The 24,727-nt window shown below is 54.2% G+C and carries 24 protein-coding genes; 17 read left to right on the top strand and 7 right to left on the bottom strand.

The genetic code is table 11. The features are described 5' to 3' along the window. Positions 1–1,042: 1,042 nt before the first annotated feature. Positions 1,043–1,705, bottom strand: a complete 663-nt coding sequence (locus BUC04_RS23575; RefSeq protein WP_143165584.1) for a hypothetical protein — start codon at positions 1,703–1,705, stop codon at positions 1,043–1,045. 27 nt (positions 1,706–1,732) lie between these two features. Between BUC04_RS23575 and BUC04_RS07575 the strand changes: the two genes are divergently transcribed. Next, positions 1,733–2,908: a hypothetical protein gene (locus tag BUC04_RS07575; RefSeq protein ID WP_067663236.1), complete on the top strand. Its 1,176-nt coding sequence runs from the start codon at positions 1,733–1,735 to the stop codon at positions 2,906–2,908. On the opposite strand, the gene BUC04_RS07570 is transcribed toward BUC04_RS07575, so the two are convergent. The 6 genes from BUC04_RS07570 to BUC04_RS07545 form a co-directional block, all read right to left on the bottom strand. After that, positions 2,900–4,978 (bottom strand): replication initiator protein RctB domain-containing protein, encoded by a 2,079-nt coding sequence (locus BUC04_RS07570; protein WP_159437667.1) that lies wholly within the window; start codon positions 4,976–4,978, stop codon positions 2,900–2,902. The two genes, BUC04_RS07575 and BUC04_RS07570, sit on opposite strands and share 9 nt — an antisense overlap. Before the next feature lie 1,805 nt (positions 4,979–6,783). Further along, positions 6,784–7,914 (bottom strand): EscU/YscU/HrcU family type III secretion system export apparatus switch protein, encoded by a 1,131-nt coding sequence (locus BUC04_RS07565; protein WP_067663242.1) that lies wholly within the window; start codon positions 7,912–7,914, stop codon positions 6,784–6,786. Next, entirely contained in the window at positions 7,914–8,705 is a 792-nt protein-coding gene (locus tag BUC04_RS07560) for a flagellar biosynthetic protein FliR (RefSeq protein WP_067663245.1), read from the bottom strand. Before BUC04_RS07560 ends, BUC04_RS07565 begins: the two co-directional genes overlap by 1 nt. Further along, positions 8,705–8,977: a flagellar biosynthetic protein FliQ gene (locus BUC04_RS07555; protein ID WP_067663248.1), complete on the bottom strand. Its 273-nt coding sequence runs from the start codon at positions 8,975–8,977 to the stop codon at positions 8,705–8,707. Before BUC04_RS07555 ends, BUC04_RS07560 begins: the two co-directional genes overlap by 1 nt. Positions 8,978–8,988: 11 nt before the next feature. Continuing rightward, positions 8,989–9,714 (bottom strand): flagellar type III secretion system pore protein FliP, encoded by a 726-nt coding sequence (locus BUC04_RS07550; protein ID WP_067663251.1) that lies wholly within the window; start codon positions 9,712–9,714, stop codon positions 8,989–8,991. Positions 9,715–9,728: 14 nt separating this feature from the next. Continuing rightward, positions 9,729–10,388, bottom strand: a complete 660-nt coding sequence (locus tag BUC04_RS07545; protein WP_067663256.1) for a FliH/SctL family protein — start codon at positions 10,386–10,388, stop codon at positions 9,729–9,731. Between the two features lie 115 nt (positions 10,389–10,503). On the opposite strand from BUC04_RS07545, the gene flgB reads away from it, so the two are divergent. The 16 genes from flgB (at position 10,504) to BUC04_RS07465 (ending at position 24,716) form a co-directional block, all read left to right on the top strand. Further along, positions 10,504–10,887 carry a flagellar basal body rod protein FlgB gene (gene flgB / locus BUC04_RS07540; RefSeq protein WP_067663259.1) on the top strand — a complete coding sequence of 128 codons (384 nt, stop codon included), beginning with the start codon at positions 10,504–10,506 and terminating at the stop codon, positions 10,885–10,887. Further along, positions 10,887–11,300 carry a flagellar basal body rod protein FlgC gene (gene flgC / locus BUC04_RS07535; protein ID WP_067663262.1) on the top strand — a complete coding sequence of 138 codons (414 nt, stop codon included), beginning with the start codon at positions 10,887–10,889 and terminating at the stop codon, positions 11,298–11,300. Before flgB ends, flgC begins: the two co-directional genes overlap by 1 nt. Then, a complete protein-coding gene (locus tag BUC04_RS07530; protein ID WP_067663265.1) occupies positions 11,300–11,971 on the top strand; it encodes a flagellar hook assembly protein FlgD in 672 nt (223 codons plus the stop codon). The genes flgC and BUC04_RS07530 overlap by 1 nt, the downstream gene beginning before the upstream one ends. A 74-nt stretch (positions 11,972–12,045) precedes the next feature. Then, a complete protein-coding gene (locus BUC04_RS07525; protein WP_067663268.1) occupies positions 12,046–13,251 on the top strand; it encodes a flagellar hook protein FlgE in 1,206 nt (401 codons plus the stop codon). Positions 13,252–13,284: 33 nt separating this feature from the next. Beyond that, the gene (locus BUC04_RS07520) at positions 13,285–14,019 is read left to right on the top strand and encodes a flagellar hook-basal body complex protein (protein WP_067663271.1); all 735 of its coding nucleotides are present in this window, start codon (positions 13,285–13,287) and stop codon (positions 14,017–14,019) included. A 2-nt stretch (positions 14,020–14,021) separates the two neighbouring features. Then, positions 14,022–14,804 carry a flagellar basal-body rod protein FlgG gene (gene flgG, locus BUC04_RS07515; RefSeq protein ID WP_073325743.1) on the top strand — a complete coding sequence of 261 codons (783 nt, stop codon included), beginning with the start codon at positions 14,022–14,024 and terminating at the stop codon, positions 14,802–14,804. 72 nt (positions 14,805–14,876) lie between these two features. Next, positions 14,877–15,569, top strand: a complete 693-nt coding sequence (locus tag BUC04_RS07510; RefSeq protein WP_143165583.1) for a flagellar basal body L-ring protein FlgH — start codon at positions 14,877–14,879, stop codon at positions 15,567–15,569. Between the two features lie 17 nt (positions 15,570–15,586). Further along, positions 15,587–16,678, top strand: coding sequence for a flagellar basal body P-ring protein FlgI (locus BUC04_RS07505; protein WP_073325741.1), 1,092 nt, complete (start codon positions 15,587–15,589; stop codon positions 16,676–16,678). 4 nt (positions 16,679–16,682) lie between these two features. Beyond that, positions 16,683–16,985 carry a hypothetical protein gene (locus BUC04_RS07500; RefSeq protein WP_067663283.1) on the top strand — a complete coding sequence of 101 codons (303 nt, stop codon included), beginning with the start codon at positions 16,683–16,685 and terminating at the stop codon, positions 16,983–16,985. Continuing rightward, complete coding sequence (locus BUC04_RS07495; protein ID WP_067663286.1) at positions 16,975–17,439, top strand: hypothetical protein; 465 nt, start codon at positions 16,975–16,977, stop codon at positions 17,437–17,439. Before BUC04_RS07500 ends, BUC04_RS07495 begins: the two co-directional genes overlap by 11 nt. A gap of 72 nt (positions 17,440–17,511) precedes the next feature. After that, on the top strand, positions 17,512–18,213 hold the full coding sequence (locus tag BUC04_RS07490) for a sigma-70 family RNA polymerase sigma factor (RefSeq protein WP_073325739.1): 702 nt from the start codon (positions 17,512–17,514) through the stop codon (positions 18,211–18,213). Positions 18,214–18,243: 30 nt separating this feature from the next. Continuing rightward, positions 18,244–20,025 carry a flagellar basal-body MS-ring/collar protein FliF gene (fliF, locus tag BUC04_RS07485; RefSeq protein ID WP_067663290.1) on the top strand — a complete coding sequence of 594 codons (1,782 nt, stop codon included), beginning with the start codon at positions 18,244–18,246 and terminating at the stop codon, positions 20,023–20,025. Positions 20,026–20,036: 11 nt separating this feature from the next. After that, on the top strand, positions 20,037–21,011 hold the full coding sequence (locus BUC04_RS07480; RefSeq protein ID WP_067663293.1) for a FliG C-terminal domain-containing protein: 975 nt from the start codon (positions 20,037–20,039) through the stop codon (positions 21,009–21,011). A 13-nt stretch (positions 21,012–21,024) separates the two neighbouring features. After that, positions 21,025–21,666: a flagella basal body P-ring formation protein FlgA gene (locus BUC04_RS24270; RefSeq protein ID WP_067663295.1), complete on the top strand. Its 642-nt coding sequence runs from the start codon at positions 21,025–21,027 to the stop codon at positions 21,664–21,666. Then, entirely contained in the window at positions 21,666–23,816 is a 2,151-nt protein-coding gene (locus BUC04_RS07470) for a flagellar biosynthesis protein FlhA (RefSeq protein ID WP_067663298.1), read from the top strand. The genes BUC04_RS24270 and BUC04_RS07470 overlap by 1 nt, the downstream gene beginning before the upstream one ends. Positions 23,817–23,819: 3 nt before the next feature. Continuing rightward, a complete protein-coding gene (locus tag BUC04_RS07465) occupies positions 23,820–24,716 on the top strand; it encodes a FliM/FliN family flagellar motor switch protein (RefSeq protein WP_067663301.1) in 897 nt (298 codons plus the stop codon). Positions 24,717–24,727 lie beyond the last annotated feature (11 nt).

Genomic DNA, 24,727 nt, shown 5'->3' with positions numbered 1-24,727 from the left:
AGGCGAGCGAGTCGAGCCCGACATCCATCCCCCCTTGCTGTATCAAACCGATACATCGGCCTAGCGCCCTTAGCTCTATCTGTTCGCTACACATGCCCACTCTCGGATGCATCGTACCGATGCGCCGCCCCCTATCTACTGGCTGTATCGACCCGACACACCGGGCCGGCTTAAGCCGAAACTACCGCCCTCCCCCAAGCCGCTCCGAACTAGACAGCACGGCCAACACGATACCTACATGAGACCATGCCATCACCGCCACACTTACTGTGTCGTGCCGGTACCCCGCTAGGCCATGACGTTCAATTGCACCGATATGTAATTGCCTAGCGTATCGATCCGATACACTGGCTCCATTACAACCTGGCCGTATCGAGTAGATACAATGGACACTCCGACCAAGCGTCGTTGAGTCAAACCAATGCCGTTGCCAGCCTGTTGTATCGAGTCGATACAGCGTCCCGCATGTGTCGGCTTCACCAACACCAGCATGTAGATAATTGGCTGGCCATTACGACCAGATAGCCGACTCATACAGTAAAGATGTATCGAACCATTACACGGACCGCTAGGCTCCTGTCTTATTCGACCGGCGACTCGGCTTGATACTCAGGGCTGTATCGAGTCGATACACTTCCGAACAACAAATGATGAGTAGATCCAGCCCCCAGGCTCCAACACACCGCTATACAATCTGGTACCCGGTCACACGCCAGCTGGCTGTATCGAATCGATACAGTAGCTGGGAATACCAGGCCGGTAGCGTTGGCCTACCGATACCATTCACCTGGAACAACTTTCTCTGCTTCTAAATAGGAGTCTTACTGAGTTGAAGATAGAGTAGGGGAGGGGAGGATGAAATGTCAGGATGTTGAGCCGAGGCGGGCAACGGCCAGGGATGATGAAGGAAGGCGCCTATCCATAGCCCGATTTCACGGCGGCGCCCTATGGATGCACAAGAGCGGATACCCAAGGCCACAGAGCAGCGTCAGATGGCGACAGTTAAAATAAGGCGCAAATACTTGGTTATATTTGTCCGACTTCAGATTACCGAGCGCCGAGACACCTCAACCACGCCAAACCCATTTTCAGAACTCAGATCACTGATAATTTGACCGACGTGCGATTCTCCGACGTGAACCACTGCACTTTGCTGTAGGTCTGAGATTTTTGATGATATGCGTGTACTTCTGGAGGCTTCGGTTTTTTTCTTGTTTGGTGCTACCACTAAGAAAAAGTTATTTGAGAAGCGATAGCAAGCTCTAAAAATTGGCAGGTTGGATATGTAATTTGCACAAGCAGGTCGCTCATCACGCCCGGATGAGCCTCCAGCCGAACTGATCAACATGTCGAGATTTATGTCTTCACTCGGGTTTATGAGATTGTGCCAGTCTGGCTGATGAGCGTGGTGTGGGCCAAATGAAACTGCAGTTGCCTGGGGCAGGGTAGGGCGCTCAGATGTGCTTCCAACAATCACACCCTCAAAGACCCAAATTAACCCCGCGTCCTTTAATGCCACCAGGTCTTTCTCTACTGCACGGTAGAAGGACGACCGGCCATAGTGATACATGCCCTGAACGACAATAGTTCGCTCTCCATTACTCAGCACCGTCCTGGATGCCTGCAATGGCTGATGAAGCGCGTAGGCGGACGCCCCAATACCCAAGATCAGAACCACCAGGGCCGCCTGGAGTAAACTGTTCATATACTGCTTACGATAGCCAGAGTGCAGATGAAACTGAAAATTCTCTTTTTGATCATGCCTTTTATTGCCTCGGCAAATGCCCTGGAATCTCATACCGAACGGACCTATCGGTATGAACTCTTTGGTTTAGAATACCCGATCTCAATGAAGGCAAATGATCCGAGCTGTTTCAACAATAATTACAATGGCTTCTGCTCAATGGAATTATTTGAGCAAGCCATGAGAAATTTCTGTGGGCCATATTTAACCTCTGACTCTGGCGGGCTGGGCTCTTACTCCTATTACGCGGGCAGGTACAAGGGGCCGGGTACGTCTGGGCTTAATTACAGAAAGGCGGCACAGACCTATGTTGATTACTCAACTGCCATAGAAGAAATCAGTGCAGAGCACAGTCGCCTCAATGGCGAATACAGTGGGATCGACAATGGGTTGCTCAACGCCATCAAAAGCCAGCTGTCTTCTAATCAAAGCGATGTGACAGAAAAAATATGGCGGATGGCCGATCAAATTGATGAACTCGAGCAAGCAAAGATTGAAATTTCTAAGACGCTCAGTGACATTGAAACCCGTGAGGTTTCGAGTGATGCTTCAGACCTTTCTATTGTTAAATCGCAGCAGAATATTGATGACATCAACACTCATTTAAAGTCCCTAGACAGTGAAGCCTGGGAGGTTATCTCCAATTCAGTTGTCTATTCCAAAACCGGTGGCAGAAACATCCATGTTGAGAAGGCATTAAAGCTCTGGAGTAGGGTAGGGCAGTCCATCACTGCCAAGTGTTCTGACTTTGAGACTAGCTTTAAACAACGTAATCCGGATGAGTGGAGGATGTGGGTCGTTAATGAAGGCTTACTGAGTGACTCAGTGCCTCCGGGTGAGCGGGTGTATGAGAAGGTTACCCTATCGCAATCTTCCATCGACCAGGGCATTAATCGCGCTGGCAATCAGTACGGAGAGGGCACTTCAGATGGCCTGCGTGCTCTTGTGGACGAGGGAGCAGTTAGCTTTACTCTGCAAGATGAACGCTCAGCCACAGGACTTACTTCTGGCGATCTATACCGCGGGGTCACCCCTGGTGGAGCTGAATTTAGCAGGGATGAGTTCATGGAGTTCCTGATCTCAGAAGGCCTAAGCGCAGCTGAGATCAGGCGGCTGCTAGACTTGTACGACAAGGAGTTTGGCAGCGATTCGGAGTCAGAATAACGCTTGCTGTTCTGCACTCCGCTCCTGTACGAATGAAGCTCCACCCAGCGCTTTAACAACGGCCATGGTCATCTTAACCCTGGCGTCCTCTGAACGGCTGGACCAAGCATCGATAACAGAGCGTCTCAGAGTCGATCTCTGAATCAGGAACTCTACCAGCTCAGTGGTCTCTACAACGGTTGCGTGCTGCCTGTACAGACGCTCCTGGAGGTCTGAGAAGGAATCCAGCGAGAGACCCTTTACACCTTTCTCCCCCTCGCACTGAATTAGCGATAGCTGCGCACGCTTCTTGTCCAGCATCGAAAATAGCGAGGCTTCATCAGCGATATCCAACTCCAGTGCGCCGGCAACCAACATTAAGTCTTCAAACCTGCTGTACCTAGTCAAAACGTACTGGTTCTGAGTATCGTTGATAGTGCAGGTGAGCAGGTACTTACTTTGCCTGAAACTAACGCTATCTTGGAGTTTCTTCTGAGCAATCCGAATGAGGAATTCTTTAGGCCACTCCTCACCACGCTCGCGAGCAAAGCGCATTACCGGTTCAAGTGCAGTCAGCGGGTTAGGAACCTGAGGTGCTGCCTTGATGTCTTTACCAGGCGCCATGCCATCCGTACCGCTGTCTATATGCAGTGATTTGAGCATCTTGTGGTGATTACAGGTAGCCTCCAGACGGACAATCCGATCTGGCTTGCCGTCGGTGTACAACTCAACCTGGAAGCCTTCCAAGTCGATGGCTGTTACAGTCAACTCCTGCATCTGACCAGCAATGTCCATTTCACATGCCTCACTGGTTGATGTGGTGACACCAGGTCGCTTTCGCCACTGTTCCAGTGCGGTGGCCAGCGTCCGCTTGAAGTTGGTAGCAGTCTGGCCAGGGCTCATTCGGTCATGCAGCTCCTGGATGTCAATGACGACCCGTTCTGACTTCTTACTGAAGCGGTTACGCAGGTGAACGTACAGCCAGAAAATATCTGGATGTGCACTAAGGACGGAGATAGGCAGCACGAACAAGTGTTTGTCTGTCAGCATGTTCTTGTAGAGCTCTTCGTTCCACTCGATCATGAATGACTTTGGCAAAACCTCGACTTCTTCACCCTCATCGGTTTCGACAACCCGGGCCCGATCCTTAGAATACGAGGTGCAGTTCTGAAAGAAACGGAATTCCTTGCTGCTGTAGATGTCATTCCCCTCATCATCGATGTACATCGCCTCCAATTGGTGAAGGTCGAACACCGTTGATTTAATCCTGAGAACACTCTTTGCTAGGTTCTTGTACCAAAACGACCCTGACTTATTCAGGATCTTGCACATCTGGTTGACCTCGATATATGCCCGATTAAAAGGCTTAATCTGCTTTTGCTTAAGGAACTCGATGCAGTTGGACCACTGATTAATGGTCATCGCGATCAGCAAATAGAGCACCTGCAGGTCCTCTAGTTCCATCACGTGGTCATCAGTAGTGGCACAGGAGACCATGAACTTGTCATGACCCCTAGATACATTGGCAACATGCTTCTTCTTTGCAGAGCCCTTAGGAGGAACAATCTGCTCGAAGGGAGGGGTGTTCTTCGGGATCAGGCCCCTGGGGGATTCTGGGACATCCACAGCCATCTCTGCTGGAAGCCCCTGGGTTGCCAAAAAAGCCTTCTTAGCTGCTCGGCCAGTACCAGAACGGTTCTTAGCACTAGCCGCTCGCTGGTTCCGCTTTTCGGATGCCTGAGCAATGGAGGCAAGCTCGATCAGAGTAGCCATGCGCATGCACTGAGTCTTTGGCAGAGCCGGTGTTCCTTCGGGAAGAGTAAACTCAACCTTCTTCAACACACCCTTGCTCCGGATCCGGCTGATCCGTTGATTGACAACATCACGCTCAAGACCGATGGCTTGCTGGATCTGTTTGACAGTGATGAACTGCCGACCTTCCGTAGGCCTCAAAGACCAACAAACCACCTTGATTATGTCTTGGTGGCTTTGGGACAAGATTGGATTTTTGGGAGCGCTGCACTGCTCCAAAACCGCTCTCATCGACTCGATGTCGTCAACCAAGATCAGGTTGCCATCAGCCTGGGTCAATCCCTCGGACCCACTTAAGCACAAGCTATCCATACATCACCACTTCAAAATCAACTTGGTCATCGTAAGAGTGACCCCAAAAACTGTCAATTGTTTTTTTTGGAGTTTTGAAGGATTTCTGTTGGCTGATCGAACGGCGCTTGTGCCGGTGCTAGATCTTATAAGGTCTCTTTGTACATGAAGTTTTTCTGTTCGAGTGTTGTGGGATTATTTTTTGAACAGAGCGATCATTTCAGATCGAACTAGATGGCTGTCTCAATGGGGTATTTTAATAAAGCCGGCCAATGGAATACAGGTGTTATTTCGATGAGCCATTCTTAATGAACTTAATTGCTTCAACAGGGCGGTAATTAGCCTTCAACAAAACTCGATCGGTCAACATCAAATATTTTGGTGTTGCCAACAGGGTGTATACAGCTTATTAACAGCTTATGCTAGTGCTTATTCACAGGGAGGGGGTTGTGGATAATTTTCAAGCCTCATCACAATAGCGATAAGACAACTTCATAATACCAATCAGCCCTCAACAGATACAAGCGCAAATCCAGATATGTTCATCAGATTAGCGATCCGCCAACAACTGATCCAACCCAATTGTCATTATCCGTAAGCGCTTCTGGTCTTCTAACTTCACCTTGCCCCGCCTTACCGTTACCTTACAGGACCTGCATACTGGAGCATCCAGCGTGCACTCCGACTCTGGGTCTAGACAGCGGTACCGCCCGGGCCCAAACCGATCCGCCTACAACAAAGCTGTCGATCCATTCGATCGAAGATCGCATTGGCGATCAAATACCGATCGCTACACTATGCAACCCGGTACGGCCCTCCACATCGCGACAGAGCACAGCCCAGAGCACACATGGCAGTATATGCAGTGAGGCAACTCACTATGATCTGCCAAATCGATCCGCCTACATCAGGTTAAGCTCAATGACACCTCCCTGTGTCCACGGGAGACGACTCTGCCATTTCGCCCCAGGAACAACCCACCGTGCCGATACACTCATCTGCGCGATCCGCCTACATCAAATTGCTGCTGTAGCATTCGGCCGGCATTTCGATCCGCCTACAACAAACAGGGAGGGCACACCTCATTGGTAACCATACCGGGCGGTGAGCATTGAACCATCTTGTGCGAGGCGGCATACCGATCCGCCTACAACAAGTCATCTATGATTCAGCCAACGCAGTAGCCACGTGACAAGGGGTTGTGTCGGCCCAGTCGGCCAGTATTTCGCTGGATGCTGATCCGCCTACAACAGAAGAACCTTTTGACCGCTATGGTGAAGCTACAGTGGCCCAACGGGCCAACAAACAGGGGGTTGATAACCTCGCCCACGGGTTTCGCCTGATCCGCCTACAACAAACGATGGCCGCCTCAGAGAAACGGGCGCGCCGTGTCGTGCTGCCATCACTCCAGTGTTTTTCGGCGTGTATGTCTGCACCAGAGGGCCCACAGAGCGGGTTTAGTAGTAACCAGACACACTGAGTGCACTGAGTGCACAAAGTGCAGCAGGGAGCCTCTCAGGGGCCCCTGTGTGAAGGTCAAAGCCTAGGGATAGTGTCAAAGCTTGAGAGGAGCTGGCTGGCCGGACTTTACACCAGACCGGGTTCACGGGATGTACGCAAGCCATTGTTACAGCGATCGAATAATCGCCAGTATATGAAACTGTAGTTTTGATACGATTTTTGGCGGATCGAACCAGAAAACCCCTTCTCACCCCTTCACCTTTTTGAATGATTAGGGTAGGAAAACTCGCCAGAGGATCTGTGAAGATGATGTGTTAAACGGTTACTCGGCGCTACTCAGGATCTGACAACTCCCTTGGCACGTTCAGGTCCCCCAGGAACGACTCATCGATTTTAAAACTCAGTGGGTCGTCAAGATGGTTCAGGTAGCTCAGAACCGTTGCAACAGGCTCAAAAAGGTCTTTGGGGATGAACCCGCCAGGCTGGCAATTGAAGTAGATCGCCCTTGCAAGAGGCGGTACCGGCAACACGGGGATCTCATGCGCGGTCGCAATTTGGCGGATCCTGAAGGCCAGGTGATCACCACCAATGCTTAGTACTCGTGGCACGGGGTCTTTGCTCTTGTCATAGCGAATGGCCACCGCATAGTGCTCTGGGTTAACCAGCACGGCGTCAGCTGCAGGTACGGCCTCCAATGAACTCGACTGTGCGTTCCGGTTTGCTGTTTCCCGGATACGCCCCTTGATCATGGGGTCGCCTTCCATTTGCTTAAACTCTTCGCGAATGTCCTGAGTGGTCATCATCATCTGCTTCATAAACTGCTTTTGCTGGAAGCCGACGTCGATTGCTGTAATCACGATCAATGACGCCGAGTAAGCGAGTAGCAGGACGATAACAGTGCGTCCCAGCTCCCCCAGAGCGATGTGGTAGGGCAAGCCCATTAAGCCAACGAAATGATCTACCGTATCCCCGAAGGCGACCGACAGCACCGAGAGCACCAGGCACAGCTTGAGAATACTCTTAAGCAAGGTCATCGCGTTTGATGCTGACACCATCTCACCGAAGCCCTTAACGATATCCAGGTTGGACAGTTTCGGGGCAGCATTCTTAAGCCTAAAGATCTGCCCGCCCATCAGGGTTTCAGACAGATACATGATGACGGCCAACGCTATGGCGATAGGGAACAGGGGGCTAAATGCTGCATAGAGGAATTCGCCTACCAGGCCGAGAAGGGTTTCAGGTGTAAGCTCCTTGCCTGGGTGATACGACAACGCTTCGGTAAGCATGTAGATGATCCCACGCAGTATCCCCGCAAAGCCAATCCAGAGAAGCGTAAACCCAGCCAGCAAAGAGATAGTCTTCGATAACTCATCGCTTCGCGGCACCTCGCCGTTTTTCTTGGCGTCTGCCAGCTTCTTTGGCGTTGGCTTATGCGTTTTGTCTTGGGTTGAGTCTCCTGCCATCAAAGCACCCCCGCAAGGATCCCAAGCATTGAGGGAACGGCCGCCTCAAAGTTACGCAGGATCACCGGAGCAAACTGCCCGAACATGTAGATACCAACGGCAATAACTATCGGGAAGCCAATGCTGAAGATGTTTAGGGTCGGCGCCGAACGGGTGATCACCGCCATCGCCCCCTGCAACGTCAGAGCCACACCAAAGGACGGTATCGCCATCATCATGGCGTGAGCCCACATTGAGTTGGTCCACAAAGCGACGGTCAGCGGTGATAGATCCGCAAAAATAGCGTGGCCAATCGGTATGGTCTCAAAGCTCTTGAACACCGCGCCAAGCATAAAACTAACCCCAAAGGCCGCGAGGAAGTAAAGCCGGCCAACATAGTAGAGGAAGTTATCCAGTACGGCCGACTGGCTCTGAGTCGCGGGATCCACCATCTGCGACATGCCCAGCTGTGTAGCGTAAGACATCATCAAGCCCGCGATCCTTAGGATCTCCATGGTTACGTAGAAGACAAAGCCCATCAGAAGCCCGGTGATCACTTCGTGAACTGCCGCAACCACCATCAGAGAGGCTACCCCGTTCACCATGCCAAGTTCAGCTGGAACAGATAGGGTAGGGTGCACCACCAGTGCAAAGGCCAAAGAAGCGACACCCCGGGTAAGCGGGGAGACCACGGACATGCTCAGCAATGGCGCAGTCAGCAGAAACGAACCGATACGGATCACCGCAAAGCTGAATGCCGCTAACTGCTCATCAGTTACAAGGGCAAGGAGCAGACCAAGGAGCGGTTCCATTACACACCGACAAACTTAGGAATGCTGGCAAACAACTGTATGGTGAAAGCCATCATTGCGTCCAGCATCCACGACCCCATCAGCAGCGCCACCACAGCGATACCGACCAGCTTCGGAACGAAGCTTAGGCTGGCTTCGTTGACCTTGGTGGCCGCCATGAACAGGGCCACAACCACGCCCAGTAATAGACTGGTGCCAATCAGGGGACCACCGATCTTAGCTGCCAGCAGTATCGAATCTTGCATGATCTGGAGGACAAACTGTTTATCCACGGCCGACCTCGCTAGAAGTAGTAGCTCTGGGAGAGTCCCTGAACCAGCAATGACCAACCACTGACCAGGGTGAAAAGGGCAATCTTGAACGGTATCGAGAAGATCATTGGCGAAACCATCATCATCCCCATCGACATCAAGGTCGAAGCCACCACAAGGTCAATGATCAAAAACGGCACGAAGAGAACCAGGCCGATCTGGAAGGCACTCTGAAGCTCAGAGACGATGAAAGCCGCGGCCAGGTGCAGGAAGGGTATTTCATCCTGGTCACTCACCACGGTCCCTGTAATGGCCAAGAAGTCGTCTACGTCCTGCTTGCGAGTCTGGTCCATCAGGAACTTCCGCAATGGAGCCTGAATACCATCCAGGGCCTCCTGATCGGTAATCTGCCCCTGGATGTAGGGCTGCAGTGCATTCTCATTCATGTCCTTGAGCACTGGTTGCATAATAAAGCCTGACATTAACAAGGCCACGCCTACCAACACCCGGTTGCCTGGTGTTTGTTGGGTACCCAAAGCCAACCTAAGCAGACTGAGCACGATATAGATCCTGGTGAACGGCGACAAGGCAACTACCAACGCTGGCAGGAAGCCCAAAACGGTCATCAGAAGTAGTACGCGGTAGTTGGTTGTCAACTCCGTACCCGTCTCTGTGTTCACCGAGGTCAGCAAGGGTATTTCAGCACCAAAACTTGCTGCCGGCAGCAGCAACAGAATCATCAGCAGATAATTACGCATAGTAGGATAGGGCCTCAGTCCTGAAATAGTGATGCCAGGCGCTCGCTGAGTTTCGCGTGCACGGATCCCTCATCGGTAAAGAGAACAAAATCACCGACATCTAACCCCGCGTCGCTCACCACTTCTCCACGGTCGCCTATGGCATCACGCAGCAAACTGACAGATTGCTCTGTTTCGTTCGCCGAAACCCGTATGGATACGGGATGAGAAGATCGAACAGTTTGCATCCCTTGCTCCACGAGGCCAGCCAGAACTTCAGGCTTAACCAGCACCTGGTCGCGATAAAAGTGACGGCAAAGGTCCTGAACAAAGTCGATCAACACATGATCCGTTTGAGGGGGGATAATTATGCGACTTAGCTCCAGCGATTTTACAAGGTTGGCCGCCTCTTCTCGCACCTGGGATGCCCGACGCTCAGCGGATTCTTCAGCCTCCTGACGCCCCCTCTCGTACCCTTCTGCCAAGCCAGCCTCGTAGCTAGCCTGTAACTGCTCCTCAGAAGGCACAACAGCGACTTCAGGTACATCTTGCTCCTCGGCGAGCGTCTCAGCGCCGCCGAGGGGGTGCTCATCAACTGACACCGTAATGGCAGATGTTTCACGAGAAACACCGGGCCGCTCTTCATCCTGGAAATCTCCAGGCCCAAAGGTGTTAAATTTATTGCTGTCTTCCATAACTAGCCGGCGCCTCCGGTACTACTGCAATTCAACGCAGATCAGGCAAATCCTCGCCCTTACTGGGCACGGATTGTACAATGGGATAGTTTGAAAAATCAATGAGGTGTAATCAATGTTCGAGACCGTTCTCGGGCCGTATTCTGTGGCCCTTGAAGCCAGGGAAGCGCAACTGTCCGTCATCGCGGGTAACATCGCAAATGCGGACACACCGCACTATCAAGCCCAGTCCATCGACTTCGAGGCAGCAATGAGCCGTGCCGACGCGAGCGCCCCTCTGCGGATGACAACAACGCATTCTGGGCACCTGGATCCAACAGCACACGGTCGTTTCAATGTGGAATACCAGCGGCCAAGCACTGGATCCGCTGATGGCAATACCGTGGACATACACCGCGAAACAACCGAGCACGCTAAGGCCGTTACCGGTTACAATTTAGCCTTAGAACTTCTTCAAGGCAGCTCTCAGGGCCTCCGAAAAGCGATCAAGGGCCAGTAATGTCCATTATTAATGCAATCGACGTCTCTGCTTCCGGCATGAGTGCTCAGTCGACTCGACTGAACACCATTGCCAGCAATCTGGCTAATGCTGAGTCTGTCTCGAGCAGTGAAGCTGAGGCCTTCAGGGCCAAGCTGCCCCTGTTTGAATCACACCGCGTCAACCCCAGTGACCCAGGGTTAGGCGTGCGCGTAACCGAGATAGTTGAGTCCAAGGCGCCGCCCACCGCGGTGTATTCCCCCAATCACCCCCTTGCCGATCCGAATGGCTACGTATACAAAAGCAATGTGAACACCGTAGAGCAGATGGCAGACATGATGAGCGCCCAGCGTTCGTTCGAAGCCAACGTAGAGGTCCTCAAAGCCAGCAAGTCCCTGGCCGAGGCGACCATCAGAGCCATGGGGGCAAAATAATGATCAACCCGAAACACTACCTGGGGGCTGCACTATCCGCCGGCTTTATTGCCATGTCGGGCCCGGCGCTGGCCAACAGCGTTGAGCTCAATGACCAGTTCATGACGCTGTTTCTCGCTCAAATCCAGAACCAGGATCCGACAGAGCCAATGGACAACTCCCAGATGATCCAACAGCTGGCGACGCTGTCCCAGGTGGAACAGCTGGAGAAGGTGAACCAGAACCTTGAGATGGCCAACGTCACCTCCATGTACCAGGCCAGCATGAATACCTCTGCCTTCGTTGGCCACGAGGCCGACTTCTACGTTAACAACGTGTACTGGAACGAGAAGTCAGCGTCGATCGCTGGCATTGTTGAGCCAGGCTCCGAACTGCTTGGTGCAGCGGTCAGCATCGAAGTGAAGGACATGAGCGACACGCTGGTCGCCACCTTTGCCGCTACAGAGGAAACCGATGGCAGCTATGCGTGGAGTTGGAATGGGATCACCAGCACTGGCATTAATGCTCTACCCGGTGAATACAGGATCACCGCCCTGGCCGGCGAAGACCAAAAAATCGTCCCAGTGTTTGCTGTCGGCAAAATTGAGTCCGTGACCTTCTACCCAGAGAACCGCGGGGTGATCACCGGCGGTGCGCAAATCCTTATGGGTGATGTTTACCAGATTCGATAGTTTTCCACCCTCTCGTTGTAGAATGGTCTGAATGAGAGGGATAACCCCTATATTTATTGAAAGATGGAGTTTCCATGTCTGACTTCATGAACGCTGCTAAAACCGGTATCAACTCGGCCAGCGCTTCTCTGGCAACCCGGTCCAACAATATTGCCAACGCCGGTAGCATCGGGTTCAAGAGTGAACGCGCAAGCTTTGAAGCGGTCTACGCAGGTGAAAGTAAATCATCCCCAGGTATGGGGTCGCGGCTGTCCAGCATTGAGCGTGACTTTGGCAATGGCGCCTATGAGACCACCGGCAAATCCACTCACTTGGCCATCGTGGGTCAAGGCTTCTTTGCAGTTGCCAACCCCCTGACCGGCGCCGTGGAATTCACCCCCAATGGCCAGTTCGATGTGGATCTCGCAGGCTACCTCGTAGACAAGAATGGCTACCAGGTACAGGGCTACCCCTACCCAGAAACCTCGGGCAACACCGTACCCCTGCAGCTGGATAAAAGCCCAATGGCGCCCCAGGTAACCGCCAATGGCACCATTTCCGTGAACCTTGGCTCTGTACCTAGCCAGCCGACTCTGACCACTTCTTTGACCGTCTACGATTCCCGTGGTGAGTCTCACGTACTCGGAGCTCTGTTCAGTAACGAGCAGCCTGACACTCCGGTTGTTGGCCAGACAACCTGGACCATGAACTTCGACCTGGCAGGCACCGCAGTGAACCCGGCCGACACCTATGAAGCGGTGTTTAATCCAGATGGCACCCTGGCTGACATCTTGGTGAATGGTGCAGCCACAGTCCCTGCCGGCCACCTTCCGCTGGATCTGAGCACTGCACTGGGCGCATACGGCGTGACCACGGTAGACCTCGATATGTCTGCCAGTACCGCTTACGCTAACGACATCTCCGTTCGCGATGTAGCTTCCGATGGTAACGCGGCAGGTGAATTCACCACCTTCACGATCGAGAACGATGGCCTGATGACCGCATTCTTCGACAATGGTGAAAAGCGTGTAGTTGGCCAAGTAGCACTGGCGACCTTCGCTGCACAGCATGAGCTGTCTACCACTAACCGTGGAAACTTCAGCCAAACCAACGATTCCGGTGAAGCCATCTTCAAAGTCAGCGGCGGATCCTCAATGATCCTGTCTGAAACCCTGGAGATGTCGAACGTCGACGTCGCCGAGCAAATGGTTGGCCTGATCACCGATCAGCGTAACTACCAATCTGCTGCCCAAGTACTGTCCGTGGGCAAGCAGGTTTCACAGACGCTCAACAATCTGTAACTGAGGGCGGGCCCTGCCCGCCGGTTTTACTGAATGGATAACTCGTTATACGTCGGCATGTCAGCAGCGAAACAGCACTTCCAGCAGGAAGCGGTGCTTTCGCACAACGTGGCCAACGCCAATACGCCTGGCTTCAAGGCTGACCAAGCTGACTTCCACGCCCTGTACCTCAACGGCCCAGGGCTGAACGATACCGCCTTCACTCAACTCGAGTCGCTAAGTGTGGACAAGAGCAGGGGGACGCTGCGCACCACAAACCGCGAACTTGACGTGACCACGGCAAACGGCGCCTACATGGAGGTGCAAACACCGTCCGGCAGTCGCGGCTATGTAACCACGGCGAGCATCCAGCTCGACAACCAGGGGATGTTGCGGACCTCTGAGGGCCATTTCCTGCTTGATGAACGCGGCCCCGCCTCGGTGCCGACCGGTAGTAAGGTCACGATCAGCCCTGAGGGGCAGATTATTGCTCGATCACCCAGCGGCGCAGTCTTCCGGGAAGGCTACCTGCAACTGGTGGAACTTGACCACCTCAAGCTAGGTAAGTCCCCTGAGGGACTGCTGATCAGCATTGATGACACCCAGTCACCTCGGATTTACCAGGGGGACGGGATCCGTACCGGCGTGCTGGAGTCCAGTAACGTCGACAGCATGCTCAGCCTTGCTGAGCTGGTCCACATCCAGCGTAGCTACGAGCAAAGCATCAAACTCATGAAGGCCTCTGACAGTATGCACAGGCAATCAATCGGTATCTTAAGGGGGCAATAGCCATGGCAATTCCAGGCGTTAACGTCGCGGCCACAGGGATGCATGCCGAGCAACACCGCATGCAAGAGATCGCCAACAACTTAGCCAATGCCTCTTCCATCGGCTTTAAGGGCGAGCAGGCCGTTTTTCAAAGCCTGATGTATCAGCAGGTCCGGGAACCTGATGCTGCTGCAGGCGGTTCAGTGACCGGGGTTTACTCCGGTACTGGTGTGAAGATCGCCGGCGTAGCCAAGGATTACTCTCAGGGTTCACTGCAAATTACCAATGGCAGCCTTGATGTTGCCATCTCCGGTGATGGCTTCATCCCCATCGTCAAAGATGATGGCGCGGAATACTACACCCGTGATGGCCAGCTGAAGCGTAATGCGGAAGGGCAAATTGTAACCCTGCAGGGCTATCAACTGGCAGCCGACATTACCGTTCCGGATGAAGCGGAAGACATCCTCATCGATCCTAACGGGACGGTAAAGGCCATGATCCCCGGCGACCCATTCCCCCAGATCCTCGGGGAGATCGAACTGGTACGCTTTCAAAACCCCCAAGGCCTAAAACCACTGGCCGGCAACCTATACCAGTCAACAGCAGCAAGCGGTAGCGGTGTTTACGGCATGGCCGGTACCGACGGCTTTGGTGACATCATGCAAGGCGCTCTGGAAGCCTCTAACGTTGATACCGTAACCAACCTGGTTAAGCTCATCGAGGTTCAGCGAAACTTTGAACTGAACACTAAGGTCATGAAGGCGGCCGATGAGATGGCGCAGTACGCCAATCAACAACTCGGCTAAACCCAATTAATATCGTAGGTTTGTCATCCGCTTGATACCATCACCAGAGTGACTAGCGAGAAGGGAAGTAACGTGCGCAATATTTATAGTCTTTTGACCGGCCCGGCAGCATTGCTGCTGGCCGGCCTTTTTCTGTCGGGATGCAGTTCGACCCCGGATGCAGAGGATGCCACTGATGCCTACCTGACGCCGGACGAGCTCGTGACAGACTTTGACATGATCGCTGAGCGAGACGTCGGCACCATCTACAGTGAGAACGCCAACATCCTGGTCGGCACCGGGCGCTCCTATCGTATTGGCGATCTGATCGTAATCGAGGTGCAAGAGGACATCAGGGCCCGGGACTCGGCCGGTTCTTCTACCACTCGCAACCACACCTTCAGCAACGACGTCACCATTGATACTGGGTCCGCGCCCACCAAGATGGCCCTTGGCATTAAGTCCGGGAATCAGTTTGTCGGCAGGGGTGAGAACAGCCAAAGCCACTCAATTCAGGGCAACCTGACGGTGACCGTGGTGAAGGTGTACCCTAACGGCAACCTTGCTGTAGCCGGGAAGAAACGGGTCTCCCTAAAGAACGGCACCGAGACTATTGGCCTCTCCGGCATCATCCGAGAAGCAGACATCGATACCGCCACCAACTCGGTCCCCTCATCGAAGCTGGCCAATGCCCAGATCGTTTATTTGGGTGAAGGCGAGATCCACGAAGGCAGCAATAAAGGCTGGGCAAGCCGGTTCCTGTCTGGCGCCTGGTGGCCGTTTTAACAATTGGGGTTTCCAATATGATTCGAATGCTAATACTCGCCGGCGCTCTACTGGCATCGGCCCCATCCTTTGCCCAAAGGGTCATCGACCTGGTTGAGGTAGAAGGTGTGCGGCAAAACCAGCTGTCTGGGTATGGGTTGGTGATCGGCCTGGATGGTACCGGTGACCGTAGCACCTACATTAACAGGGCGATCGAGGCACAACTGACAAAGTACGGCTTTAGACTGCCTGAAGGCATCAACATCTCGGCGCGGAACGCTGCCGTGGTAGTTGTTTCTGCGGAGCTGGATCCCTTCAAGCGCACCGGACAAACCATCGATGTCACCGTCTCTTCAATTGGCAACGCAAAGAGTCTGAAGGGCGGTTCGCTCATCGCCTCGCCACTGCTTGGGCTGGACGGTAACGTCTATGCAGTGGCCCAGGGCCAGGTGCTGGTTGATGGCCTTTCCGCTGAGGGCCTAGATGGCTCTACTGTTCAGGTGAACACAACGACAGTAGGCCGGATCCCTGGCGGCGCCACCATCGAGCGCTATGTAGACACCGCCTTCACCACCAGCGCCAGCATCCGCCTGACGCTGAATGAACCGAACTACGAGACTGCCGCCAATATCGCGAACGAGATCAACTCAACGTTCGGCGCAGGCACCGCCACCGCAGTTGATGCCGGCCTGGTTGATGTCGCATCGCCAGCACCTGGCAGCAGCCGGGTCGACTTCCTAGCAGCAGTACAAAACCTGGATGTAGAGGTGGGTCGACCCAGCGCCCAGGTGACCGTCAACAGCCGAACCGGCACGGTCTCCATCAGCGAGAACGTGATTTTATGGCCTGTGGCGATCTCTGAAGGCCGCTGGACCATCAGCGTCTCTGAAGCCAGCAATGTGTATCAGCCACGGTCGTTCTCCGGTGGCGATACCATTGTGACGGCCAACTCCGAGATCCAGATTGAGCAAACCCAAGGCCAACTTTCAGTCGTCGCTCAGGGTGAACCGACTCTTAGCGACCTGGTTGAGGCATTCAACCGCGCTGGTACCGCTCCCAAGGATATGGCGCACCTGCTTCAGCTGTTGAAAAAGTCCGGCTCGCTCAGGGCGAAGCTCGTGGTGATCTAACGCGATGATCAACGAAATTCCCCCCCTCGGCGGTGTCCTGGGTGGCCCGATTGTTGCCCATGACTCCCCCGAGTCTGAACAAATCAAGGCGTTCTCCGAACACCTAACCGCCATGATGCTGGCCAAGAGCCTGCACCAGTCTGTCTCTGAGTCACAGCTAAGCAGCGAGACCCAGAGCGCTGGCATGTCTATGGCGCAAGAACTCCATTACCACCAAATGGTGCTGTCACTGGTTAAGGGACCACTGGATTACCTCCCCAAGGCAGTACAGCAACAGCTAACTCCTGAGGCCCAGAATGAGCAGTAAATGGAAAGCCCTGTTCGACGATATGACCCTGTTTCTCAATGCTTCAGAAACAATCATCCAGACGGTCCCTACCGCCCGAACCGCGGCAGCACAGTTCCAGCAAGGCCAGTTTGTCAGCGCCATGGATACCATTGAGCTGCAAACACACATCGCAGGCGAGCGCTTGCAGCGTATCCAGGCTGAGTGCAAGCAGGCTATGGGCGCCTATGACCCCGAAATCATGCGCCGCTGGCTTGATCAGCAACCGGCCGCTGCCGAACTTTGGCAACGCTGCAAGACCGCCGGGGAACTGGCTAAAGCGGAACTGACCCTACTCCAGGAAATGATGCAGGCCAACCAGGCGTTCTTTAACCAGGTGAAGGCCTCTGCATCGCCGTATGATCCAGAACTCAGGTCAGAATCCGACGCTCCTAAGCTCTATGGCAAGCGCGGCATTATCAGTGGTTCCGAGTGAAGATCGCACCCCGCGAACCCGGGTGCGATAAGCTGTTAGCTACCAAGCGATAAAGCCAGGAGTTCAGGCTTAGTGGTATCTCGGTCCGCTTACGAAAAGCGCCTAAAGCGTCCAGTCGATCTTTCCGCCCACGAAGGATTTGTCACCCGTATCGCGCACAATGTCATGCGCTCGATGGCGGTGCCCCCCTGTGTAGAGATCGACGACCTGAAACAACTGGGGATGATTGGCCTGCTCGACAGTTACGAGAACTTTGGTGAGGAGCAGGGGACAGCATTTGAGTCTTTTGCCTACCGCAGGGTGAGGGGCGAGATGATCGATCACCTTCGCGCCCTCAACCTGAAACCTCGGACATTGACTGACGATATAAAAAAGTATAATTCCCTTCTGTCGTCATTTCGGAACGAGCATCACCGGGACCCAACCCGGATGGAAATCGCTGACCAACTTGGGGTCAGTGCCAAGAAGGTCGAAGAGATCCTGGCCGGCGTTGGCACACCCATGATGGCCATTGAGGATGCTCCGGAAGTGCTGGACATGCATGCCACTGACATGCTCGAAGATTCCATAATTAATGCCGGCCTCGATATTGACTACCTAGAAAGCTGCATCGATAATCTTCCTGAGAGAATCAAGCTCGTGCTAAGCCTGTATTACCTAGAAGGGCTTAAGATGAAGGACATTGCCGCCATTATGTCCTGCAGCCAAGCTTATGTTTCGCAGCTACGCTCGGAAGGGATTTCCACCCTAAGGGAGATGGTAATTTCCGACTGACGGCTTCTTTTGCAGTTTTGAAGTGGAAATATGACAGCGATCTCCAGGTTAACCACCGCGTTCCAGAGCCTGAATTCAGCGACCAAGACCCTGGTTGTGGGTTCAATTATCTCCGTCGTACTCGGCACCAGCATCGTCGCCGCTATCAGTGCCGACAAAGGGGCGCTTGTCCCCCTGGTGTCCCCAGCTGACAACAGTGATGTTCCTGCTGTGCTGGAATCCCTGCGGGCAGAGAAGATCCGTTTCGAAATTGGTGCCGACGGCAGCGTGATGATCGGTCGCAACGATCTTGCCAAGGCACGCTCAGCACTGACAGCTGCCGGCCAGATGTTCCAGTCATCCAGTAGCGGTTACGACCTGCTGCAACAGGAACAGAGCATGTTCCTCAATGACACCCAATTGCAGCATTACGATGCGCAGATCCGGGTTGGCAACCTGATTAAGACGCTTAACAAGATACCCGGCGTGATCTCTTCCGAGGTGCACCTGGCGATGTCCGAGCGTACCGAGTTCCTGCGCTCATCGAAGCCCGCTTCTGCATCAGTGATGCTAGAGCTGGCCCGAGATGTCAGACTCACCCAGAGTCAGGTACAGGGAGTTGCCAAACTGGTAGCAAACTCCACCCCCAACCTCTCCGCCAACGACGTGGTGATCACCGATCAGTTTGCCAACCAACTGACCAACAACAACTCGGACAACATGTCCTTCAGCAGCAGCCAGCGTGAACATACCACTTACGTCGAGAATGAGCTGAAGCGAAACATCACCAACGTCATGGCCCCCATCTTTGGGGCCAACAACATCCGGGTAAACGTCGTTGCCCGGATCAATTACGACGAGGTTAAGTCGACTACCGAGTCCTACTCTGATGAACCCAACCCCATGGTCAGTGAGCAGGTGGAGCTGGACTTTGATGAACGTTACCGCGGCGGACAGGGAGTGCCGGGAGCTACCTCCAACCAACCCCCAGGCCATGCCGAGTTTGAACGCCGCGACCGGTCATTTTACGGTGACGGCAATCCTGCTCTGCGACATGAGAAATCCACAAGGAATTTCGAGGTTGGGCGCACCATCACTCAGACCAATTTTGCCGGTGCGGTAATTGAATCGATCTCTGCGGTAGTGGTGGTCAACCGCCGTGTCATTGAGCTCGATCTCCCGCAAGAGAATCCCTCCCCCGAACAGATCACAGAAGCCCTAAACCAAAGACTCCAGACCCTTGAGCTGCTGGTCGAGTCTTCCACCTATGGCGTCAATGAGAACGATCTGATCAGCGTCGTAGCGGAGCCCTTCCTCCAGGCCCCTGCGGCAGAGGCGGACGGAGCAGAACCCGCCGAGGCTAGCCTGTTTGAGCAACTTGACCAGACTGACTACATAGTTGCTGGAGCCATTGCCCTGGTTGCTGCGTTGCTCATTGCTGTCCTGGTGCGACGCCGACGCGCCCAGGTTCCTGAGGCATCCGAAGGCGTGATCATGCTCGAAGGTGATGACACCAACCCGGTTGACCCGGAGACTGGCATCAGTGAGCCCGAAACGTCAGATATCGACCTGCTCAAGGAGAAAGCACTGAGCATGTTCGAAGAGAAGCCAGAGGCCTCGCTGCAGATCATGAAAGCCTGGCTTAGCGACGATGACGAAACTATCGACTTCATTGTGAGCGGCGGCCATGCGCGAGATGTATCCCTAACCCCAGGAGATGCCAACAGCACAGAACTCCCCGAGAGTGACTCGGGGCCCGACGGAGACGATGCTGAAGGGAACGACGCCTCCAGTAACACCGACGACCGTGAACCGGCCTCCACTAAGGACTGAGGGTACCAAGCATGAGCCAGAGTAAAACCCTGATGAAATCGATGACTGGGCCCGATAAAGCGGAATTGCTGATGCGCCTCTTGGGTGCCAAAAACTGCGAGAAAACCATTGGCCGCTTGCCACAACTGCAACTCGAACACCTGCTGGACCGTCTAAACACGGCTCCGCGGGCCATCCCTGACCGACAAGCGATCTGGGTACTCCACGAGTTCGCTCAACTGGCCACCCGCCAGGTCGAGCCGGAAGATGCTGAAATGGACCCCAACCTGAACACCCAGCTGGAGCAGGTACTAATGGAGTCCAACCCGAGCTTTGAGAAGAAGCTCTTTGGGTTTACAAAGCTAGAAGACCTGGGTGCAGATCGCGTATACACCCTGATCAAGAACGAGAATAGCCAGGTACTGGTAATCATCTTGAGTCGGGTCTCCAAGGTAATGGCCAACGAAGTGCTGGCGCTTATGCCCCCTAAGCAGCGCTGCGAAGTGATGATCTCGATGGGCAGGTCCCCCAGCGTTCCGGTTGAGCGAGTAGAACAGGTGAACCAATTCATCGAATCCCAAATCGATCACCTCAAAACCCTGAAGAGCTATGACGGCGCCTCTGAGGTTGCGGAACTGCTTGAAACACTGCCGGAAGAGTCCATGGACACCGAGATTGAGGCTATTGCTGCAGCTGATCCGGACCTGGCGGAACTGGTTCGCTCCAAGATCCTGAAGTTCTCTGATGTGATGGCACTGCCGGAGAACAATGTGCGTGTGGTGATCGACGGCCTCAACGCCATGACCGTCGGCATCGCCTTGGTCAACGTCAGTGAGGAAGTCAAAGCCAAGGTTCTTGGTGTAATGACCGAAGGCAACCGATTGATCGCGCAAGCAGAGCTGATGAGCAAGAAGCGACGCCGGGAGGCGGACATTACAGCGGCTCAGTCAGAGATCCTCAAAGCGGCTAAACGAAAAGAGGCAGAGGGTCGTGTTGACCTGCGCTAGGCACTGATAGCCCATGAGAATCCTGCTACTTGCCGCGGGTCTGGCCTTGAGCACGTTACCTGCTCATGCCAACCACTATGAGGACGCCGTACAGCAGTACCTTGCCTCCTTGGGCGTAGATGTCTTTTCTGTTCAGGTCCCTGGTGCCCCCAGCGACCTGGAAGACTGCGATCAACGGGCCATAGTGACCCCGAAAGCTAACCGGCTTGATCGCGGGGTGGTTGAGTCTCTGTGTGACTCAGGGCGGACCTACCCATTCAACGCTACTGGCGTGGCGACTGTATTCGCCACGACCAGGAGTTTATCTCGCTGGAGCCCCGTCGACAGGTCCAGTTCGGCAGAAGCCCAAGCCAATCTTCGTATCGTCCGCAGTGACATGCTATTCCCTGATGGCCTGCCACGCGGCCACGAGAGCACCAGACCGCTGCGAAGCGGATCCTACGTGCGCCACTCCGATCTGCGACCGACTCCAGCAATCAGAAAGCGACAGGCTGTAACCCTGAGAACACAGATGCCCGGGCTGGTTTTCGATACATCTGGCGAGGCCATTCGGGACTTACAACTGGGCGAGGTAGGGAAGTTCATCAATACCCGATCTGGCGCAACGGTAAATGCGCGGGCAATTTCCCAGGGCATCGCTCTGATTGAGCGCTAATGGAAGAGAAAATGAACGGACGGATTTTCGACAAACTCAAGGCTATTGCAGCGAACGCATCAGGCGCCCCGCTGCTGTTGCTGATCATGCTGGCGATGATCACAGTTCCGCTGCCGGCGGCCGTGCTCGACTCCATGTTCACCATCAACATTCTGTTGTCGATCGTCATCCTCCTGGTGGCGGTACGGACTCTTAAACCGACTGACTTCTCCGTATTCCCCACCGTACTACTGATGGCCACCCTGACTAGGCTTGGCCTCAACGTTGCCTCAACCCGGATTATTCTCACCGAGGGGCACACTGGCTCAGCTGGCGCAGGCCACGTTATTGAGGCCTTCGGGACCTTTGTGATCGGTGGCAACTGGGCGGTCGGTCTGGTCGTTTTCCTGATCCTGCTAGTGGTGAACTTCATCGTAATCACCAAAGGTGCTGAACGTATCTCTGAGGTGAATGCCCGGTTCACACTCGACTCGCTACCCGGCAAGCAACTGGCCATCGATGCAGACCTTAACCAAGGGGCGATCACAGCCGACGAGGCGGGCAAGCGTCGCAAAGAACTGGCCCTCGAGAGCGAGTTCAACGGCGCGCTGGATGGTACATCCAAGTTCGTAAAAGGTGACGCCATTGCCGGGATCGTAATCCTGCTGATCAACATCATCGGCGGCCTGATCATTGGCGTAGTACAGCACGGCATTCCGTTCACTTCTGCCGTTGAGACTTACACCTTGCTGTCGATCGGTGATGGCCTGGTGGCACAAATACCAAGCATCATTCTGGCATCAGCCACTGCACTGATCATCTCCCGGTCGTCTACCGATGTCTCACTGTCGGATTTGGTTCAGATCCAGATCTTCGATGATCCCCGCACTCTCTACATGGCATCCGGCCTAATCATCGCCATTGGCCTGGTGCCTGGCATGCCGACCTTACCGTTCGTTGGCGTGGGCCTGCTCCTGCTGGGCATCACCCATATGATGGCCAAGAATGCACCGCCTTCTGCAACTGAAGATGGCGCATCTGAGGCGGCAGCCAGCCCGGTACCTGGCGGTGTTGAGAACTTTGATGGCGAACCGCTTGTCCCGGTTGAGAAGCCGGAACTGAGTCTATCGGACATCACTCCGCCGGATCCCATCGTGATCGAGCTCGGTATGCGCCTAACCCCGCTGGTTGATGAACTGACCGGGGATCTCAAAGCGCAGGCGATCGGCACGAGGCAGATGGTTTCCCAGGAGTACGGGATCCTGATCCAAAGCATCAACATCAGAACCGTCCGGGATCTGGACAGCGAGTCTTACCGCATCCTGATACGCGGCATCCCTCGCGCCAAAGGCAAGGTTAAAGCAAGCCTAGTGCAGGCGATCAACATGGACGGCCTTGCCGGAGAAATCGACGGGATACCAACTAACGAGCCAGTGTTTGGCCTACCTGCGTTCTGGATCTCGAAAGAGCAGGAATCCGATGCTCGAAGCCGCGGGTACGTCGTCACTGCCCCAGCTAGCATCATTGCGTCTCACCTAAACCAGGTCATGATCAAGAACCTCGGCACCCTTTTGGGCCACGAGGACGTTAGCCGGATGATGGACCACCTCCGCAACAAGTTCCCCAGGTTAATCGACGAACTGATCCCCAAAACCGTCTCTGTTAGTCGCCTGCTGACGGTCATGCGCTATTTGTTATCTGAGCAGATCAGCCTTTCTGATATGAGCACGGTACTAGAGACGATAGCGCGCTATGCCCCGCAGGGACTCACCGATCAGGAACTGGCAGATCAGGTCCGCAAGGCTATGGTGGAGAGCATCATCTACCACCTTTCCGGTAGCACCGAGAGCCTGGACGCCATCTGCCTTGACGGCAAACTGCAAATGCAAATGTTGCAGGGCCTGAATATGAAGACCGGTGATCTATCAATCGAACCCGAACTGGCACGAGACGTTATTATTAGAATTGGCCAGATGACCGAAGAACTGTTGCGCCAGGGTAAGCCGGCCGTGCTGTTTGTGCCCCATGCCCTGCGCCTTCCGCTGGTTGATCTGGTACGGCCAATCATCCGCGAATTGAACATCCTCTCGACAGAAGAGATCCCCAAAAGCTTGATAGTCAACTTTGCCGGGACTGTGGGTTATGATGACCCAGTTATTAATGGAGATTAACGAATGAGCTCTAACAGCCCTGAAAGCGCTGGTTTCGAGCCTTTGGGCCAAGACCTTGGTGATGAAGTTGAGCGCGCCTACGATCCCAACTGGGCGCCTGAAGCGGACATTAAAACGATAACGCTGGACTCCAACATCAGCCGCCTGACGGATCTGCATCGGGAAAACAGCCGCCACATCGCTCAACTGTTCAGCCAGATGATCGGCCGGAAGGTCACCTTTGAAGATGACGAGGTGATCACCCAGTCCACCTACGGTGAGTACCTGAAAAACGGCTATACCTGCGGCTACCTGCATCGCTTTGATCTGAATGACCAAGGCTTTGCCATGCTCCATCTCAACTTCCCGGTTATCGACCACCTCGTGGCTCTGCATTACGGTGCATCTGCATACCGCCCCACAAGCGACGTGAGAGCGCGTATGGGCTACATGGATGCCATCACCCTGGAACCGCTGGCTGAGGCCATCGCAGAGCATTACGTCGACTCCTGGAGCCATTTGCTGGCCGTTAACGCAAGCGACCTGGGCAAGTTCAACGTAGAGCGGCCTATCTATCCTGAGCAACAGCCGGTGGCCATATACCGCTTCTGGTTTGTCATTGACGACCAGCGCCACTCAGTGGACTGGGTTGTTGACGCTGCATTTATCGCCGAGGTGCACGAACTTGCAACGTTCAAGCGCTCTGAAGGCCTGCTGAAAACCGCCGCCAAGGCCAAGCTGAATGTGGACGTGGTTCTGCTCGAGCGCCCCAAGACCCTCGAGCAGATTTGCGAAATCCAAACCGGCACCATGATCCCGCTCCGCCAGATCAACGAAGTGGACCTCACGGTGCAGGGCCAAGTCGTCGGCAAAGCCAGCTACGGCCGCCACGACAACGAAAAATACATCCAAATTAAATAAGGAACCTGAGC

Source organism: Ferrimonas marina, from assembly GCF_900129905.1.
Classification (GTDB): domain Bacteria; phylum Pseudomonadota; class Gammaproteobacteria; order Enterobacterales; family Shewanellaceae; genus Ferrimonas; species Ferrimonas marina.
This window is presented reverse-complemented; position numbering and strand designations above follow the sequence as displayed.